This window comes from Psychrobacter sp. NPDC078409, assembly GCF_050268505.1.
Lineage (GTDB): Bacteria > Pseudomonadota > Gammaproteobacteria > Pseudomonadales > Moraxellaceae > Psychrobacter.
Genome location: NZ_JBNNGW010000003.1, coordinates 178,222 through 196,023, shown reverse-complemented (window position 1 = coordinate 196,023; position 17,802 = coordinate 178,222). Strand labels below are relative to the sequence as shown.

Annotated in this window: 14 protein-coding genes; 8 read left to right on the top strand and 6 right to left on the bottom strand. The window is 42.3% G+C overall.

The window, feature by feature from the left end:
- Window positions 1–89: 89 nt before the first annotated feature.
- Window positions 90–4,256 carry an Rne/Rng family ribonuclease gene (locus tag ACQKC9_RS06800; RefSeq protein WP_427621080.1) on the bottom strand — a complete coding sequence of 1,389 codons (4,167 nt, stop codon included), beginning with the start codon at window positions 4,254–4,256 and terminating at the stop codon, window positions 90–92.
- Window positions 4,257–5,446: 1,190 nt separating this feature from the next.
- On the opposite strand from ACQKC9_RS06800, the gene ACQKC9_RS06795 reads away from it, so the two are divergent.
- Both ACQKC9_RS06795 and ACQKC9_RS06790 read left to right on the top strand, forming a co-directional pair.
- The gene (locus tag ACQKC9_RS06795; RefSeq protein WP_191114660.1) at window positions 5,447–6,457 is read left to right on the top strand and encodes an RluA family pseudouridine synthase; all 1,011 of its coding nucleotides are present in this window, start codon (window positions 5,447–5,449) and stop codon (window positions 6,455–6,457) included.
- A gap of 133 nt (window positions 6,458–6,590) precedes the next feature.
- The gene (locus ACQKC9_RS06790; RefSeq protein WP_427621078.1) at window positions 6,591–7,298 is read left to right on the top strand and encodes an HAD family hydrolase; all 708 of its coding nucleotides are present in this window, start codon (window positions 6,591–6,593) and stop codon (window positions 7,296–7,298) included.
- A gap of 124 nt (window positions 7,299–7,422) precedes the next feature.
- On the opposite strand, the gene yihA is transcribed toward ACQKC9_RS06790, so the two are convergent.
- Window positions 7,423–8,193, bottom strand: a complete 771-nt coding sequence (yihA, locus tag ACQKC9_RS06785; protein WP_427621077.1) for a ribosome biogenesis GTP-binding protein YihA/YsxC — start codon at window positions 8,191–8,193, stop codon at window positions 7,423–7,425.
- 404 nt (window positions 8,194–8,597) lie between these two features.
- On the opposite strand from yihA, the gene ACQKC9_RS06780 reads away from it, so the two are divergent.
- From ACQKC9_RS06780 to ACQKC9_RS06765, 4 genes are all read left to right on the top strand, one after another.
- The gene (locus ACQKC9_RS06780) at window positions 8,598–8,933 is read left to right on the top strand and encodes a c-type cytochrome (RefSeq protein WP_160021099.1); all 336 of its coding nucleotides are present in this window, start codon (window positions 8,598–8,600) and stop codon (window positions 8,931–8,933) included.
- Window positions 8,934–9,251: 318 nt separating this feature from the next.
- Complete coding sequence (locus tag ACQKC9_RS06775; protein WP_101205531.1) at window positions 9,252–9,920, top strand: c-type cytochrome; 669 nt, start codon at window positions 9,252–9,254, stop codon at window positions 9,918–9,920.
- A gap of 354 nt (window positions 9,921–10,274) precedes the next feature.
- Window positions 10,275–11,408 (top strand): hypothetical protein, encoded by a 1,134-nt coding sequence (locus ACQKC9_RS06770; RefSeq protein WP_427621076.1) that lies wholly within the window; start codon window positions 10,275–10,277, stop codon window positions 11,406–11,408.
- Window positions 11,396–11,767, top strand: coding sequence for an RnfH family protein (locus tag ACQKC9_RS06765; RefSeq protein WP_427621075.1), 372 nt, complete (start codon window positions 11,396–11,398; stop codon window positions 11,765–11,767). Before ACQKC9_RS06770 ends, ACQKC9_RS06765 begins: the two co-directional genes overlap by 13 nt.
- Window positions 11,768–11,800: 33 nt before the next feature.
- Here ACQKC9_RS06765 and ACQKC9_RS06760 read toward each other — a convergent pair whose 3' ends face one another.
- Window positions 11,801–12,220 (bottom strand): outer membrane protein assembly factor BamE, encoded by a 420-nt coding sequence (locus tag ACQKC9_RS06760; protein WP_057758247.1) that lies wholly within the window; start codon window positions 12,218–12,220, stop codon window positions 11,801–11,803.
- A gap of 317 nt (window positions 12,221–12,537) precedes the next feature.
- Between ACQKC9_RS06760 and fur the strand changes: the two genes are divergently transcribed.
- Window positions 12,538–12,972 (top strand): ferric iron uptake transcriptional regulator, encoded by a 435-nt coding sequence (fur, locus tag ACQKC9_RS06755; RefSeq protein WP_057758249.1) that lies wholly within the window; start codon window positions 12,538–12,540, stop codon window positions 12,970–12,972.
- A 127-nt stretch (window positions 12,973–13,099) separates the two neighbouring features.
- Here fur and ACQKC9_RS06750 read toward each other — a convergent pair whose 3' ends face one another.
- On the bottom strand, window positions 13,100–14,221 hold the full coding sequence (locus ACQKC9_RS06750; protein WP_101205533.1) for a PilT/PilU family type 4a pilus ATPase: 1,122 nt from the start codon (window positions 14,219–14,221) through the stop codon (window positions 13,100–13,102).
- 132 nt (window positions 14,222–14,353) lie between these two features.
- On the bottom strand, window positions 14,354–15,409 hold the full coding sequence (locus ACQKC9_RS06745; RefSeq protein ID WP_057758253.1) for a type IV pilus twitching motility protein PilT: 1,056 nt from the start codon (window positions 15,407–15,409) through the stop codon (window positions 14,354–14,356).
- 364 nt (window positions 15,410–15,773) lie between these two features.
- Here ACQKC9_RS06745 and ACQKC9_RS06740 point away from each other — a divergent pair, with 364 nt between their 5' ends.
- A complete protein-coding gene (locus tag ACQKC9_RS06740) occupies window positions 15,774–16,481 on the top strand; it encodes a YggS family pyridoxal phosphate-dependent enzyme (protein ID WP_427621415.1) in 708 nt (235 codons plus the stop codon).
- Between the two features lie 46 nt (window positions 16,482–16,527).
- On the opposite strand, the gene ACQKC9_RS06735 is transcribed toward ACQKC9_RS06740, so the two are convergent.
- Window positions 16,528–17,802 carry a hemolysin family protein gene (locus ACQKC9_RS06735; RefSeq protein ID WP_057758257.1) on the bottom strand — a complete coding sequence of 425 codons (1,275 nt, stop codon included), beginning with the start codon at window positions 17,800–17,802 and terminating at the stop codon, window positions 16,528–16,530.

Below are 17,802 nucleotides of genomic sequence, written 5' to 3'. Positions count from 1 at the left end.
ATCAAATTGAGAAAATACAGAAAGCCCCGATACTCATAAGTATCGGGGCTTTTACTTTTGTAACTATACAATTTTTATATTACAACGTCCTAGCTGTCATCACTGGTATTGTCAGCTTCCGTTTTTTCTATTTGCGTCGGCTTCTTATGCTCCGTCTTAGGCTTACGACTGCGCGCCTTTGGTACTTTTGGCGTAGTCAGATTAAACATACCGGTCTGTGGTAGTAATTGCTCAGCCACATTTTCGATCATGTTTTTATAGCTGGCTATGGTCGTCTTAGACTTAGCTGCCTGACTGTCGTCTTTGCTAGCCTCTTTAGTAGCTTCCTCTACTACCGATTCAGTCGTCTGCTCAGTCTCTGCTACTACGTTTTCTGCAGCATCTTCTACTTCATTGACAGTTTGTTCTACAGGAGTTTCGACTTCTGCATCCTTAGCTTCTGACTGAGCACGCTCGACTTCTAGTAAGTGCTCACTATCAGCACTGACGTTTTCTGTCTGTGTCTGATTGGCGAGGGCAGTCGCTTCAACGTCATGCGCATCGACTTCGCTATCTGTTTCGGTTTGCTCGACGATAGCTTGTTCAGCAGGCACGCTCAATACAGCGGGTTCCTGATAATCAGGGTGCTGACCGCGTGGATCGTTGCTAGCACGCTTAGTGATAGCACGTGGCTCAACGTCTGTCTTGCCTTGCGCGGCTGCGAATTGACTCACAGCTTGGGTCATCGCTTCGAAGCGTGCAAGGTAGTCGGCAGCTAATGGTTGATAGCCATAGTTGCTAAAGACAAAGTTCTGGCTAGCAGTATTAGGACTGTTATCAGTACTCTGAGATTGCTCATTATGCAACGTAATAGTCGCGATAAAGCAGTTGATAATGCCTTCTTCTGCTAAGCGAGTTTGCGCCTCTGGTAGCGTGGCACGAATAAACTCACCAACCGTGCCACGTATTGCTGGCACATTAGTGGCAGCTGGCTTGTCCGCTTGCGCAGCTTGCTGAGCGAGTACTACACGTGGATCGTTACTCGCTTGTCCAAATTTCTCAGCAGTCACGTAACGTGCGCCAAATAATGCTTCATGGGTTAGCTCAAGTGCTGAGTTACTCACACTACTTGTGCTTGCACTATTACTATCAGCCTGAGTATTTTGAGCTTCATCACTCTTACTCACATTTTCAGCAGTCTTGGTTTCCTGCTGTTTTGGAGTCTCTGTAGCTTTTTCAGCATCAGCAGTTACTAACGTTGAAGCTTCCGCTTTACTTTCGGTGTCACTCGTAGAGGTCGATTGAGCTTCTACAACTACAGGTGCTTTTTTCTCTTCAGCAGCCTGCTCATGCTTAGGAACATCGTTTTGCACCTTAGCTTGTTCAGTATTTGCACGCTTATCGTCATTTACCTGATTAGCGTTTGCTTCCACCGTACTTTTTTCGTTGTCACTTTTCTTATCAGCGTTCGGAGCACTGGTGTTTTGCTTATCAGTGTTCTGCTCATTGCTACTATGCTTATCAGTAGGTTTTTGAGCAGCTGTTTCGTTTGAACGCTCATCTTTTGCTACGTTATTTGTTGCGCTTCGCTGCTCGCTAGGCTGATTTTTAGCCTGTGTAGCTTTGCTATCATCTAAAGATAGATGAACCACTTCAGGCGCTTTTAGCTCAGTTGGCGCTTCATTGACCTGTAGCACGACCTCGTTAGGGTCTTGATTGCGACGTGCACTATGTTGATTTTTGCTACTGGCAGCATCGTTGTTTCTAGCGTTCTGCTGTTTGCCCTGCTTAACGCTGTCAGCCGTTAGTGTCTCACCGCGCTCTAGCTTACCGCGTGAGCCGCGTTGGCTATGCGATTTACGCTTAGTCCGAGTTTGCTCATCTGCTTTAGAGCTGTTTTCGTTATCAGCATCACTGCGCTCGCTTGCGTTACGATTGCTGTTCTGTTGATTACTATCTTGGCGGTTATTACGATTGCGATCGTTCGTGCGTCTGTTATCGTTCTGACGCTTGTCTTGCTGTCTTTGGTCTTGAGTATCAGACGATTTGTCATCAGCATTGTTTGAGCTAGTATTTTCTGAGCTACTGTTTACGTTGCCAGCAGTCTCGTCAGCTGTCTCTTTTCTTTGACGCGGCTTAGAAGATCTAGACTTACGCGGCTTACGTCTTCTTCTGTCTTCATTGCTGTTGTCGTCAGTATCGCTGTCATTACGACGCGCTTGTTGACGATTAGCGTTGTTATCTGACTGTTGGCCGTCGTTTTTCTGACTGTTGTTTTGTTGAGTTGGCTGCTCACCAGTTGCAGCGGCATTATTCAATGCATTGCTATCCACTTGTCCAAACGAGCCTAAGCTTTGCGCGCCAGTGTTTACTAGCGCTTCGATTGCTTCAGCGGCATCTCGGCTACTGACACTAGGCGTCGTAGTAGCTTGCGGTGCTTGAGCAAATAGGTTTGATAACCACGCGACGGCTTTTGGTTGAGCAGTAGCTTCGACACCCTGTGTCTGCGGTGCTACTGGAGCGGCAACACTAGCAGTTTTATTAGCTTGCGGTGCATGTGCAGGCGACACGTCGTTGGTATTTTTATGATTACGACGATCATTGCTATGATTTACCGTATCGTTCTGCGCTTGCGTGGCTGCATTCGGCTGCGTGTTTGAGCGGTTCTGCTTATCATCTGCAGTTTTACGAGGCTGGCGAGTAGGCTGCTGTTCAGGACGCTCTTTTTCAGCAGTCTGCCAGTCAACGTTGTAGCCAAGGTCACTGTGCTCTTGTTGCTGAGTATCAGTGATACGCTCATAGCTCGATGGTGCAAAGCCATCACGGTTGAAATGAAGCTTGAAGTTTGGTGATTCCAAATGCGCGTGTGGCAAAATAGTGATACGCGTGCCACTGTCTTGCTCAAGATAAACCAAGCTGTCGCGCTTTTCATTTAATAAGAATGCAGCGATGTCTGTCGGGACTTCAGCTTGTACTTCACCTTGACGTTCTTTGAGCGCAATTTGCTCAATTTGACGCATGATAGAAAGTGACAATGAGCGCAAGTCACGAATCATACCGTTGCCATGACAACGTGGGCAGATATAGCCTGTTGACTCTTCTAATGAAGGACGTAGACGCTGACGGCTCATTTCCATTAGACCAAACTTAGAGATATCACCAAACTGAACGCGCGCACGATCGTATTTGGTCGCGTCGATTAGACGTTTTTCTACTTCTTTTTGGTGCTTATTATCATTCATGTCAATGAAATCAATAACGATCAAACCACCCATATCACGCAAACGAAGCTGACGAGCAATCTCATCGGCTGCTTCTAAATTGGTATGGTAAGCGGTCTCAGCAACGTCTGAACCTTTGGTTGACTTAGCTGAGTTAATATCGATAGAGACCAGTGCTTCTGTTTGGTCAATAACGATTGAACCACCTGATGGCAGACGAACTTCACGCTGATAAGCGGTTTCGATTTGCTTTTCGATATTGAAGCGCGAAAACATTGGCTCATAATCGGTATATTTGCGTAGCTTTTCGGCTTGTTTTGGCATTACCGCATCGATAAACCCAGCCGCTTCAATGTAAGCGTTTTCGTTATCAATCCAAATCTCAGCGATATCATCACGCAGATAATCGCGAACAGCACGTGTGACAACGCCCGCTTCTTGGTGAACCAAGCGCGGCGAAGGATATTTTTGGTTTTGTTCTTGAATGGCTTGCCAAATATTGAGCAAGTGGTTTAAATCGTGCTGCAAGTCTTCTTGCGTTTTACCAATACCAGCAGTACGGATGATGACACTCATGCCTTTTGGTAAATCAAGATTGCTCAGCATACGCTTCATGTCTTCGCGTAGTTTGCCCGAGATTTGACGTGAGATGCCACCGCCGCGAGGGTTGTTTGGCATCAATACCAAATAGCGACCGGCTAATGACACATACGTCGACAGGGCAGCGCCTTTATTACCGCGCTCTTCTTTTTCGACTTGGACGATTAGCTCGTCGCCTTCTTTGATCAGCTTTTTGATGTTTTCGTCACGTGGGTTGCCGCTTAGGTATTCAGCAGAGATTTCACGAATTGGCAAAAATCCTTGGCGCTGAGAACCGTATTCGACGAACACTGCTTCGAGCGATGGCTCAACACGAGTTACATGGCCCTTATAGATGTTAGATTTTTTTTGCTCGCGAGTACGGTTTTCTAGGTCGAAATCGTACAGGTGGTTGCCTTTACATAAGGCGACACGAATCTCTTCGTTTTGAGTGGCGTTGATCAAAATGCGTTTCATATTTGTATCCTATGAGTACGCATGACAACGATAAGACAGTCTTTATAACATAGTGGCAAGTGTGGCTAATATTGTGATTAGCGTGTGTAGATGTTCATTAACGGTAGAACGTAAATCGTGGGTTTCATAAAGCACATGGGCTTTTTCAATGGCTTCTTTTTTTACCTGAAGTAATGAGCGGTGCTCACGTTAATATCAGTAATATAGGGTGTAAGGCTATGGTACTTATATTTTATCATTAGTAAACTTGGTACATATATGATTGGGTCAGCGAGTCAAAGCGCTCTTATTCTCAGTACGTTCTATTGGTAGTGATTTCAGCGCACGTTGTAAGCGTGGGCGAGGGTCAGTTACAGTTCTAAAAAATACTGATATTAAAAAGGCGTGGTGCTGTTGCCATTCATCCATCAAAGTCTAACAATAATATCGCGGTCATGATTGCTACTATATAGTGGCGTCATTCAGCGGTTGTTTGTTCAGGCGAAGCAATTGGTTACTCTTTGTTTATCGTTCTTTGTATAACGTCAATAATATCTTGGGTGTTTCAAAGTTAGGTGTCGCAGCTTTTGTTATCAGCGGGGCGTACTTGGCAAACAGAGTAATGGACCAGCTTGTCAGCGTGGTATCGTATTTACATTGTTATCGTCATCTGTTTGACCACCAATACTTAGGCAGCTATCGATATACTTTTCGATCCTAACGCTAAACTACCCATACTTGCTCAACTATGCTGGCATAAAGAACCATCAGATAAATAGTCATTAGATAATGATTGGTTATCGAGTACGGTCGTTGTCATGCAATTAGTGAGTCAGTGTTGTGTTGTAACCGGTTAATAAGCTGATTTATTATCAGCGTTATTAATGCGATGGTATTTAGTGTCACTATTTATTTTATGGTACCGAATAACATTCAGTACAGTATTTTTAATTTGTAGGGCTATATTTGGTAAGTAATACCTCTAAATAAATAACGCGCCCTAAAATTAGATGAAACGTGTCAGGTCAGCAGGATAAATAGTGTCAACCGCTTTACTGGCAAGTAGTAGAAAACTGACAAGCAATAAAATGGTGGTCAACTATTTGTAACAACAATGATTATTGCTGTCGCCTCTGCTTAATTGTCGCTCAACATGCTAAACTATAGCAAATCTTTGTGTAAATACCTAACTAAAAATGACAAACTCAAAAATGACTGACGACGCTACTACCCATGAAGCCCCTGCTATTTTTAATAGCAAAACACGCCCACAAAGCGCTGACGATGAGATTAGCAACTTCGGTAAGGTGAACTACCTCGAAGTAACGCGCCATCAACACGATCAGCGCTTGGATAATTTTTTGTTAAACCGTTTAAAAGGTTTGCCAAAATCGCATATCTACAAAATGATTCGCTCAGATGAGGTACGCGTCAATAATAAGCGCTGCAAAGCACACGATAGAGTGCAGCGCGAAGATGTCGTGCGTATTGCCCCTGTAGAGCTAGCAACGCGCGAAAAACCAATTATTAGTACCGAGTTTGCCAAAAGCTTGCTGGCGCGCGTGGTCTATGAAGATGACGGTTTGCTAGTGCTAAATAAGCCCTCTGGTATCGCTGTGCATGGCGGCAGTGGCTTGGACTTTGGGGTCATCGAAGCCATGCGTGAAGTGACGGGTAAGAAGTACCTAGAGCTGATCCATCGCATTGATAAAGACACATCAGGGCTACTGATGATTTCCAAAAAACGCTCAACGCTTAAAGTATTGCAGCAACATTTGGTAGACAAGACCATTCAAAAGCACTATCTATGTCTTGCTAAAGGGCAGCCTGCGCTTAATGAGCAGCGTATCAATGCGCCATTGCTACGTTACACGCTTGCCAGTGGTGAGCGCCGAGTAAAAGTAGATAGCCAAGATCCACAAGCGAAAGAAAGCCAGACTGATATTATTATTCATAATCGCTTTACGATTAATAGTCAGCCAGTAAGCTTGATTGAAGCCAAGCCATTAACGGGTCGCACTCATCAAATCCGTGTGCATTTAGCGCATATCGGTCATGCCATTTTGGGTGATGACAAATATAACGTTCATGATAAATCAGGCGTCCATCGTCTGTGTCTCCATGCATGGCGCTTAGACATTCCAGGCTACAAGACCATTACTGCGCCATTGCCAGACGATATGGCAGATTGGTTACCAGAAACAACGAAATTGCCTGAATAGTTTTTCAAAATAAACTCTTAAGCCAAACTATTTTTGTATTTTCCTAAACGTCACGATATCTTATTTTTACGAATAAGCCACCGTGACGTTTTAGTATCTGCTATTTATTATTGTTATTCATTAAGGTAAACCCATGACCAAACCAGCTACAACTTCAGAGTGTGTTATAAATGCTCAACCATCAGCAGAACACAATCTGTCTGATAAGACATTAATTATTTTTGATTGGGACGGCACGCTAATGGATTCAATCGGCCTGATTGTTGAGTCTATGCATGTGGCTGGCGAAGCACACGGGTTTGAGACGACTGATAAAGCCGTAAAAGATATCATTGGTCTGAGTTTAATGAATGGTATTAAGATTTTATATCCGCAGGCAAACGATACGCAGTTGCTTGAGATTCAGCAAACCTATGCAGAGTACTATATTGCTAACAGTCATAGTACGCCGCTCTTTGAACCGATAGAGCATATGTTGCAAACTTTGCAACAGCAAAGCAAAACGCTCGCCGTAGCAACGGGTAAAAAAAGAAAAGGGCTAGATCGTGTATTAGATGCCTCAGATAGCCATGATTACTTTGCGATTACGCGTTGTGCTGATGAGTCAGGCTCAAAACCTGATCCGCAGATGTTGACCGATATTTTGGAATACACGCAGCAGCAGGTTTCTGATGCAGTATTTATCGGTGACAGTATCTATGACATTCAAATGGCAACAGCATTAGGCATGACCAGTATAGCGGTGAACTATGGTACAGCAACGAGTGCAGAGCTTGCGGAGCAAAATCCAACCTATCAGGTTGATACTCCACAAGCGCTAGTAGACTTGTTATGCGGGTAGAGCTGTTTTTATAATCCTCGTTATTTTTATAGCATACCGATGATAATAATGAGTGAATAAACAGGCAATAAAAAAGGGTTTATCGTAATAGCGATAAACCCTTTTTTGCTAAAGACAACGATATCTATTTGTTTTCTTTATCAACGCTCTCTTTTTCACCGCTTTCTTTTTCAATAGCGTCTTCTAACTCAGCGCCTTCTAGCAATGCAAAAGAAGACTCAATGATTTTGTCTGCATCAAGCTGATACTCATACCAGTTGCCCATTATTCCAGCCAACTCATCGAGACCTTCTTTTCGAAGGGCTGAAAATAACTGAATGGTACAGTCTAAGCCCAGTTTTTTCAGGCGTTTACGAGTCTCAAGGAGGGCGTTCTTAGAAGCACCGTACTTCAGTTTATCTGCTTTGGTCAGCAGAATATGTACTGGTAGTTCACCATCGTTTGCCCAGTGCAGCATTTGCTCATCAAAAAACTTAAGCGGATGGCGAATATCTGTCATCAGTACCAGACCTGCAAGGCTTGAGCGTGATACCAAGTATTCTTCTAGCTCAACTTGCCATTCTTTTTTCATCTCTAGCGGAACAGCTGCATAGCCGTAACCAGGCAAATCAACCAAACGTCTGTCAGTATCACCGATACTAAAAAAGTTAATCATCTGCGTGCGTCCAGGCGTTTTAGACGAGCGAGCCAATTGACGCTGATTGGTTAGGGCGTTGATGGCTGATGATTTGCCAGCGTTTGAGCGACCTGCAAAAGCGACTTCCAATCCCATGTCAGGCGGACAGAGACGAAAAGTAGGTGCTGACATCATAAACTCAGTTTGCTGAATTTTCTGACGAGATTTGGTATTGAACAAGGCATGTTCAGCGGCGACATCGTTAAACGGGGTACTCATAAATGGCTCATTAATCTTAAAAAATTGGATGCGATTATAAAATTTTAGTCAGCCGATGATTCAAGTCATCGGTGCGGTCAAGTAATTGGTAAAGCAATAGGTAAATCAAGGTAAAAGGCTATTTTTTATTAATACAGTTATATGCAAATCATAAAAGTAGCTATTTAATATTACTAGCTATTCTATACTATTCCGTGTCTTACTTATTGAAATAACTGCGATTAGCATCATATAAATAGTAGGATAACATTAAAGTTGGTTAGTCATTAAGACAAGTTCTTAGCTTTAACAAAGCCATATCCATATTCTCTATGTTTATATGACATATATTGTTACAATGTTTAACGAGAGACGTTTAATAGAACGATTGATGAGACACGTGAAATATCACGAGGAGGTGCTCTATGTTTTCAATCAGTAAACTTCTTAGCACGAGTTATCGCGCTATAACGGCTGGCAGTGCTGCACTATTATTAAGTGGCATTGTGATTAGCAGCGCAAGTGCGGCGGATATCGCCACTACCTATAATAACTCATGTGCAGCCTGTCACGATAGTGGGGCGTTAAATGCCATCAAAAAAGGTGATAGTGCCAAATGGCAACAGCTGATTAAACAAAAAAGTATGCCGACACTCATTAAGTCTGTTAAAGGTGGTATGCCGCAGATGCCAGCAGGTGGTCTTTGCGACAAATGTAGTGATGACGACTATCGTAAACTTATCGAATATATGAGCAAATAATCGACTTATAAATATAATTTGAACATATAAAATAAAGCGCTGGGTTAACAACCTATCTGCGCTTTTTGTTTTTGCGTCATATTGTATATTGTGTTGCCAGAAAACTGATGGATACTATGATTAAGTAGGCAAATGATACAAAGTCTTGCTATAATAATCGAAAATAAACCCTGATGTTAGTAAGTACTTTCAGACTGCTTGTGTCCAAGACCTCAAAATATACGCCATTCTCATGATTAAAGAGACGGCTATATCAGGTATCTTACCAGTGCAATCACTCTAAATAATGCTTACGCCGAGCTAGTAGGATTTGTATCAATGAAAAAGTTAATCGCTGCTGCCAGCTTATGCGTTGCAAGTTTCAGCGTACAAGCTGCTATTATTGTTCCTGAATATGACGTCAATGCAGGTCAAAAAGTTGCAGAAACCGTTTGTGCCGCTTGTCATGGTCTTAATGGGGTCAGCATTGTTCCTGCACAGCCAAACCTTGGCGGCCAAAACGTAAAGTACCTATATAAACAGCTAGTCAACTTTAAAGCAGGCTATCGCAAAAACGGTATCATGCAGTCACAAGTTGCTAATCTGTCTCAGCAAGACCTAGCAAACGTAGCAGGTTATTACGCCAGTCAAGCGCCTTGGGGCGTTGGCTACGGCAATCCTGCAACCAATCAAGAAGCGACTAAGCTATTCTTGGGCGGTGATAAGTCGCGCGGTGTTATTGGTTGTGCCGGCTGTCATGGTCCAGATGCTGCAGGTAATACTTGGGCTGCATTTCCAAAGCTAGGCGGACAGCACGCTCAGTATATTGCTACTCAGCTAAAACTATTCCGTGCCGCTGGACGTGTTGATGATATCGATAGTGATGATCAAAAACGAGTCAATGATGCAGCCAAAGAAGGCGAGATGGGTATGATGCAAACGGTTGCATCGAAACTATCAGATCGTGACATTCGTATCCTGTCAGACTATGTAAGTGCTATTCACTAATTGAGTCGCACTGATTCAATATCTGATACATGCTTTGCGTTGCATAGAAGGCCATTGAGTAAGGCCACTGACTACTGAATCGCATATTGATTATATCTGAATGACTAAACCCCGATTTCGGGGTTTTTTTATAACTGTTTGTCCCTTATATTAAGACAGTATTTAGCTGAATTCACTTACAGAAGCCAGTCGTTGCTCTGTATAATTATAAATTATCGTTATTCACTTTATACCAGTTTTCAAAATACGATTAGCCGTGTCAAACATGTTCGGTCTACCATGCGTGGTAATGGCGCGTTTTTTGTTTGCTACTCTAGTTTTTGTGAATGGTATTAGATCGTTTGGATTGAAATTATGATGATCCGTTATGCTTCTTATTTTATCGCGGCGTTACTACCGTTATTGCTATTTCGTTGGTTTGCACCTGCGTCAATTGGTGAGATCGACTTTTGGTTACTATGGCTATTAGCCATGGTATTGGTTGCGCTGCCAGTCATTTATGCTGAGATAGCATTGGCCTATCGCAGTGTCGAAGGACCTCTAGCAGGTATGCAAAAGCTTACTCGTGAAGCAGATGTCAGTCCGATCTGGCGCAGCTTTGGTTGGTTAGCGGCGCTGGTCTCTATTCTGATTGCAGCGTTGGTTATATCTGGCGCAAGTACAGGTATATTGTCTGCATTAACTGAGCTAAATAGCGTACCCGATGTACCTAGCTTCGCAGTTGCTGCAGGCCTGATGGTCATCGCGGTACTTTTAAGCTTGCTGGGTATTGCGCCATTACCTATTGGTTTAGGATTGATGGTAATAGGGTTGCTGCTAGGGTTCGCAAACGGTGTGCCAAATGCTGGTTTTGCCATGACTGATGTCAGTTTGACGGAATGGGCACGCGCAGTCGCGTTAGCATTAGTGAGTGTCGGTGCGGGTACAGGATTATACTGGTTCGGTCAAAACCTAGTGAGTAAGCAGACAGTCACAGCGGTAGAAGCCAACAATCAGCAAGCAAAAAACAGAGTTGCTACTCGTGAGTACCGTGCAACCAAGTTAGTGTTACCGATTTGGGTATTGCAACTTTTGATAGGAGTAGTGGCTTTATTTACTAGCGGTATGTCGCTACCGCCAATTGGACAACTGTTATATTGGGGCGGGGTGTTATTTGTAGCCAGTTACTTGCTACATTACAGCACGCAGCAGTTAACGCATAAGTTTGGATTATTGGTTAGTTTGATAATCACTTTTGCTGTAGCGTTACTATTAGTGGTTGCGATTCCGACAGCATGGTTAGTTGGCATCTTAGTCATTATTAGTAGCATTGCTGTACTATTGCTATCAGTATTTGCTGGTTGGCAGATGAAGATTAGCCATCTACGTAAGTCGTTAAATTTCAGCAATGAAGCAGTTTATAACTTGTGGCGAGTGGCGATACGTTTAGTCGTACCATTAGCATTGCTGCTAGCACTGGTAGGTTGGGTAATGCAGTGGTTGAGCTAACAGTTGAAGGTCGTGACAGCAGCGTGCCACAGTCTACGCAAGCTGATCTAGTGACCGTATATCTGGCGTATGCTGAAGATGAGCAGCGCCAGCATTATCTAGCTTTGAAGGTTAGACAAGGTACTAGTTTGCATGAAGCATTGGCGCAAGCAGGATGGCTTGAGAAATTTGTAGAACTGGCAGCGTGGTGTGAGCAAGTAATAGATATCACCACGCCAACTGCGAAACGTTGGCATGTGGGAATTTATGCACAGAAACAGCCATTAAGCTATTTGCTACAGCCTTTCGACCGTATCGAGGTATATCGTAGTTTAAGCGCTGATCCTATGTCTCAGCGCAAAAATAAATCTCGTAGCTAACCGTTAACTATCTAAGCTAATAGGTTTCGCTAACTATGATGCTGGCAGACTCTCAATACCTTCGATGCGCGTGACCAAACCATTATCATCAAAGTAAACAACTAAATGCTGGCTGGCGTTTTTGACATCTGCGATGCCTTTACGGCTACCTTCAGTACCTGCTTTGTAGTCATAGATATAATCCCAGCGTTTAGGCTCAAGAGTATCTCGAATCGCAGGGCTACCAAGAGTATAAAGAACTTGGTTTTGATTCATACCCACTTTTAGCTTTTGAGCTTGGGTTTGCGTAATCGCTGTGCCTTGAGGCAAATCAATCTTATAAACACTCAATAATGAGCAGCCAGACATAGCAACAGTAGCGCTAAGCATACTGGTGATAACGATCTTACGTAATGCGCTGGTGTGGCTTAACGGACGGAAATTTAATGTCTTTATCATGGTAAGATGACTCATAAGAAATGAATTAGGTGTGGCCAGCGTTAGGTCGTACCAGTCTGACCAACAATCTTGGACAAATGATACGTCATTTACTTGCAATTGCCTACCACTTACGACATTATTTACCAAACACAATATGAATAGTTAGATTAATTATATTTTAAATTCATAGGCTTGCATCTCAATATTTAGAAAATAATAAGAGAGATGTCTGCATAAGTTTCATCAGTTTATTATTAATCATTTACTTTATATTAAATAAAAATAATCTTTGTTGATTATTTATCTCATATTTTCTATTTGTTAAGGCTGTTACAGTCAAAAGGGATATTATGGCTTCTTTTACCAATCAAGATTTACGTAGAGCAGGACTCAAGGTCACGTTACCTCGTATCAAAATTTTAGAGCTATTAGAAAGCGCAGAGCTGCATCATATGAGTGCAGAAGAAGTGTATAAGGCACTTATCGAGCAAGGTGAAGACGTAGGTCTTGCCACTGTCTATCGTGTACTAACACAGTTTGAGCAGGCAGGTATTGTTGAGCGTCATAACTTCGAAAACAATCTATCTGTATTTGAGATTACCCAAGAAGAGCATCACGATCACCTAGTTTGTGATGTGTGTGGCAAGATTATAGAGTTTCATAATGAGGTCATTGAAGAAGAACAACTAAAAGTAGCAGAAAAACATGGCTTTAAACTTTCTGGGCATTCTCTTGTGCTATATGGCATTTGTGCGGATCAAGCCTGTAGAGATAGCGCGAAGTAACTTTCTGCTATATCATTAGCAATGATTGTTTCTGCCAGTACTACGATATCGAACAATAAAAAACCCCTCGTTATTTATAACGAGGGCTTTTTTTTATATATCTATTATGCCTAGAAAGCGCAATAATTTAGCTCACATCTAACGATAAACTATCAGCACCTTCATCTAAATTTGCCTTACCGTTTTTGCTACTGAGCTTAATTTTTAGGCGTAGATCGTTAGGGGAGTCGGCATGTAGAATCGCTTCTTTATACGTTATCTCTCCTTGTTCATACAAATCAAAAAGTGCCTGATCAAAGGTTTGCATGCCACTGTCTCGTGAGCGTGTCATCACATCTTTGATTTCATGGACTTCCCCTTTACGAATATAGTCACTAATCAGCTGCGAATTTAGCAAAATCTCAATAGCAGCGCGTCGTCCTTTACCATCGGGTGTGGGAATAAGTTGCTGCGCGATAATAGCTTGCAAGTTCAACGACAAATCCATAAATAACTGGTTATGGCGATTGGTTTCAAAGAAGTGAATGATACGATCAATTGCTTGGTTAGCATTGTTTGCGTGCAACGTTGCAAACACTAGATGACCTGTCTCAGCGTACTGGATAGCGTAGTTCATGACTTCACGGTTACGAATCTCGCCGATTAAGATAACATCGGGTGCTTGGCGTAGCGTGTTTTTTAAGCCTGCTTCAAATGAATGGGTGTCGATACCAACTTCACGTTGGGTAATAATACAGCCGCGATGCTTATGAACAAACTCAATAGGGTCTTCTATCGTGATGATATGACCATGAGAGTTTTGATTGCGATGTCCTATCATTGCAGCAAGGGTAGTAGATTTACCTGTACCTGTTGCGCCAACTAATAAAACAATACCGCGTTTTTTCATGGCCAATTCTTTTAGCGCTGGCGGTAAACGTAATTCTTCAACTGTTGGGATGTTGTTTTCAATTTTCCGTAAAATCATTCCTGCCATATCGCGTTGTACAAATGCACTGACTCGAAAGCGTGCTTGCTGCGCTTCATCAGAGATCGCGAATTGACACTCATTGGTTTCTTCAAACTCTTTTTGCTGGCTTGGCGTCATTACACCTTTGACCAATCTCATGGTTTGCTCAGCACTCAAAGGTGTCCTACCGACAGGTAAAATTTTTCCATTCACTTTCATGGAAGGTGCTACGTCAGCAGTAATAAAAAGGTCAGAGCCATTTTTGCTGATCATCAACTGTAATAGTTTATCAATGTCCATATCGCACCTATACCAGATGTAAGTCAATTAAAATCATATTTTAAATACGTCAATAAAAAGTAAGAAAGTAATTACAGAGACGATAATTTGTTTATTATTTTTAGTAATATCTGTCAATACTGTCTGTCATTACTATAAAAATGCTTCAGGCTGCTTGGCATAAGGACGCGCAACATCTTTGCTAATGGTTCCTTTGCTTACCAAGTTCTTTAACGTCTGATCGAGGGTAATCATGCCATCGCCTGCACCCGTTTGGATAGCAGAATACATCTGAGCGATTTTGTTCTCACGTATCAAGTTACGGATAGCAGGGGTGCCTATCATGATTTCATGGGCAGCTATACGCCCGCCTGCTTGACGACGCAGCAATGTCTGTGAAATAACAGCTTGCAATGATTCTGACAGCATCGCGCGAATCATATCTTTTTCAGCAGCTGGGAATACATCAATAACACGGTCAATCGTTTTAGCCGCTGAGCTGGTATGCAAGGTGCCGAACACTAAGTGACCAGTCTCTGCAGCCGTCAATGCCAAACGGATAGTCTCAAGGTCACGTAGCTCACCTACCAAGATAACATCGGGATCTTCACGTAGGGCAGAGCGCAGTGCTGGCTCAAAACCCAAAGTATCACGGTGTACTTCACGCTGATTGATCAAGCTTTTTTTAGATTGATGTACAAATTCAATCGGGTCTTCGATAGTTAAAATATGCTCTTTACGGCTTTCGTTAATATAATCAATCATCGCCGCAAGTGTTGTCGATTTACCTGAACCTGTTGGGCCCGTTACCAATACCACACCACGCTTAAAGTCTGAAACGCGTCTAAAGACATCGCCCATACCTAAGTCTTCCATCGTTAATACTTTGGAAGGAATGGTACGAAATACAGCACCTGCACCGCGGTTTTGATTAAAAGCGTTGACACGAAAACGTGCTAGATTAGGAATTTCAAAAGAAAAATCCGTTTCAAAAAACTCTTCAAAGTCAGCACGTTGCTTATCATTCATGATGTCATAAATAAGCTGATGCACGACCTGATGGGTCATCTCTGGCATATTGATACGGGTCATTTCACCATCAACACGTATCATTGCCGGCATACCCGCTGAAATATGTAAATCTGACGCCTTATGCTTAACGGTAAAGCGCAGCAAGTCTTCGATATTAAGATTATTTTTTTCAGCCATAATTTGATATTCCTATCACTTAGTCTAGGTAAGACAAAACACTATAAAAGTACGTGGTAAACTATTGATCGATAGCCTTAGTATAATAAGAAATGATAAGAAGCTCACCAGTACAGGTCTTTACCATCACTAGCATATTCAGCAGCATATGTTAAAGCATGTAACAATATCATAACAAGACTATGAGTATTTAACCATCTACTAAATTAAGAAAAACCAGAACTGGATCGTTTTAAAATAATGCTTATAGAAGTTATTTCTAATTTACTTTTAAAAATCGGATAGTTATGTTTTTTTTATAATAAAAGTTGCAGAAAAAAAATTCAAAAAATTAATCAAGCAATAAGGGCAGAATATGAAGGAAATGAATGGCGATATTGATGAAGTGACACTTATCGATAACTGGCAGCTAGTTAGTAAGCAGATGAAGCAAGCATGTGATCATGCTGACATACAGGCTGAAAATATTATGCTGCTGGCTGTTTCAAAAACGAAACCTGCCGATATGATTGCAACTTTAGCAAAGCAGGGACAGCATGATTTTGGTGAAAACTATCTACAAGAAGCCATCGAAAAAATTACTACTCTTAAAGCTCAACCTGTAGGCGAGAGTATCATTTGGCATTATATCGGTAGTATTCAACGTAATAAGACACGTGACATTGCAGAGCACTTTGATTGGGTGCAAACGGTTGAGCGCGATATCATCGCCAAACGGTTAAATGACCAGCGACCAACTGACCTGCCATCGTTGAATGTGTTGATCCAACTAAATATCGATAATGAAGATAGCAAGTCAGGATGTCTGCCAGCCCAATTGCCAGAGCTGATAACAGCGATAAAAGGGTACGAGCGCTTACAACTGCGAGGTTTGATGATTATTCCTGCTAAGGCAAATACGGATGCCTTTGCTCGAACTAAGCAGTTGTTTGAAAAGGTCAAAGCCGACTATCCAGAGTTAAGTAGCTGGGATACGCTTAGCATGGGTATGAGTGGTGATATGGCAGAAGCGATAACAAACGGCACAACGATGGTACGTGTCGGTACTGCTATCTTTGGTCAACGTGCTTAAAACGATATAAATAGGCTAGTTAGGCATCCTTTAACTAGCCAGTAAATTAAATGACATCTTCTAATTTGGTGACTAGCATCTGCGTGATTTTAAGATTATCAGTCGCAATAATCTCAAATCGATAATTGGCATACTCAATCGTATCGGTCTTTTTAGGGATTTTTCGAAGCATATACATCATAAATCCACTGATAGTCTCGTAATTTTGACTGCGGGGTAAGTCGACGATATCTAATGCACGAATTACATCTTCGATAGGGGTCATGCCATCGATTAGCCACGAGTTGTCAGTGCGCTGGACAATAGGTTGTTCTTCTAGCGTTACCAACTCACCCATCACAATGCTCATCACGTCCTTTAAGGTGATAACACCAACGACTAGGGCATATTCATTCACGATGACTGCAAAATCAGCGCCAGTAGATTTAAACATTTCTAATACTTCAAACAAAGACAACGTATCAGGCACGAAAAGTGCTGGTTTCAATAGAGTCTTGTTCGTTAAGCTAACTTCTTGTTGGTTCAAAACCAAAGCTAAAAAGCTACGAGATTCCACATAGCCAACGATATGTTCTAAATCATCATCATGGCAGACCAAAAATTTATTGTGTGGCTGCTCAATCATGATATTCACGACTTCTTCTGTACTTGTTTTGGTATCAAAGTAAACAATATTTTCTCGAGGATTCATCACTGAAGTGACGGTACGCTCTTGCATATCAAAGATATTTTCTATCAAGTGATGCTCTTGCTTCTTTAGTACACCCGCTTCAGCACCTGCATCCATAACGGCATAAATATCTTCTGGTGTCATATCATCTTGACGGATGGTTGAGATGCCAAAAAGCTTAAACAAGATATTTGCAGCCCCATCGAACACCCATATAATGGGCTTTAGTATAAATATCAACAACATCATCGGGCGTACGAGCCGTACCGCTATCGTTTCAGCATTTGACATGGCCAAACGCCTAGGCATTAGGTCGGCAAGTAGCGAAAATAAACTCGTGATAAGTACAAACGATATGACCGATGCTATCGTTTCACTATTCAATAACTGCTCGAGATAAGGGCTGATGGCCGATTCACCCACGGCACCAGCTGAAATAGCGACCGCATTTAGTACTATTTGTACGACGGTGATAAAGCTACCAGGATGCTCCTGCATATTGAGGACATCAAGTGCGCGAACATCGCCTTCTTTTGCCATAATTTGAAGCTTGATTTTGCGGCCTGCAGCGATGGCAATCTCAGCAGCAGAGACAAAGGTGCTTAAGGCAAGCAGTAAAAGAAGAAAGACACTAGCGGTTAGCAAACTCAT

Bases quoted from the DNA above. Each gene is read 5' to 3' on its own strand.
- ACQKC9_RS06800 (WP_427621080.1), bottom strand. From the start codon at position 4,256: ATGAAACGCATTTTGATCAACGCCACTCAAAACGAAGAGATTCGTGTC.
- ACQKC9_RS06795 (WP_191114660.1), top strand. From the start codon at position 5,447: ATGACTGACGACGCTACTACCCATGAAGCCCCTGCTATTTTTAATAGC.
- ACQKC9_RS06790 (WP_427621078.1), top strand. From the start codon at position 6,591: ATGACCAAACCAGCTACAACTTCAGAGTGTGTTATAAATGCTCAACCA.
- yihA (WP_427621077.1), bottom strand. From the start codon at position 8,193: ATGAGTACCCCGTTTAACGATGTCGCCGCTGAACATGCCTTGTTCAAT.
- ACQKC9_RS06780 (WP_160021099.1), top strand. From the start codon at position 8,598: ATGTTTTCAATCAGTAAACTTCTTAGCACGAGTTATCGCGCTATAACG.
- ACQKC9_RS06775 (WP_101205531.1), top strand. From the start codon at position 9,252: ATGAAAAAGTTAATCGCTGCTGCCAGCTTATGCGTTGCAAGTTTCAGC.
- ACQKC9_RS06770 (WP_427621076.1), top strand. From the start codon at position 10,275: ATGATGATCCGTTATGCTTCTTATTTTATCGCGGCGTTACTACCGTTA.
- ACQKC9_RS06760 (WP_057758247.1), bottom strand. From the start codon at position 12,220: ATGAGTCATCTTACCATGATAAAGACATTAAATTTCCGTCCGTTAAGC.
- fur (WP_057758249.1), top strand. From the start codon at position 12,538: ATGGCTTCTTTTACCAATCAAGATTTACGTAGAGCAGGACTCAAGGTC.
- ACQKC9_RS06750 (WP_101205533.1), bottom strand. From the start codon at position 14,221: ATGGACATTGATAAACTATTACAGTTGATGATCAGCAAAAATGGCTCT.
- ACQKC9_RS06745 (WP_057758253.1), bottom strand. From the start codon at position 15,409: ATGGCTGAAAAAAATAATCTTAATATCGAAGACTTGCTGCGCTTTACC.
- ACQKC9_RS06740 (WP_427621415.1), top strand. From the start codon at position 15,774: ATGAATGGCGATATTGATGAAGTGACACTTATCGATAACTGGCAGCTA.
- ACQKC9_RS06735 (WP_057758257.1), bottom strand. From the start codon at position 17,802: ATGAGTTTGCTAACCGCTAGTGTCTTTCTTCTTTTACTGCTTGCCTTA.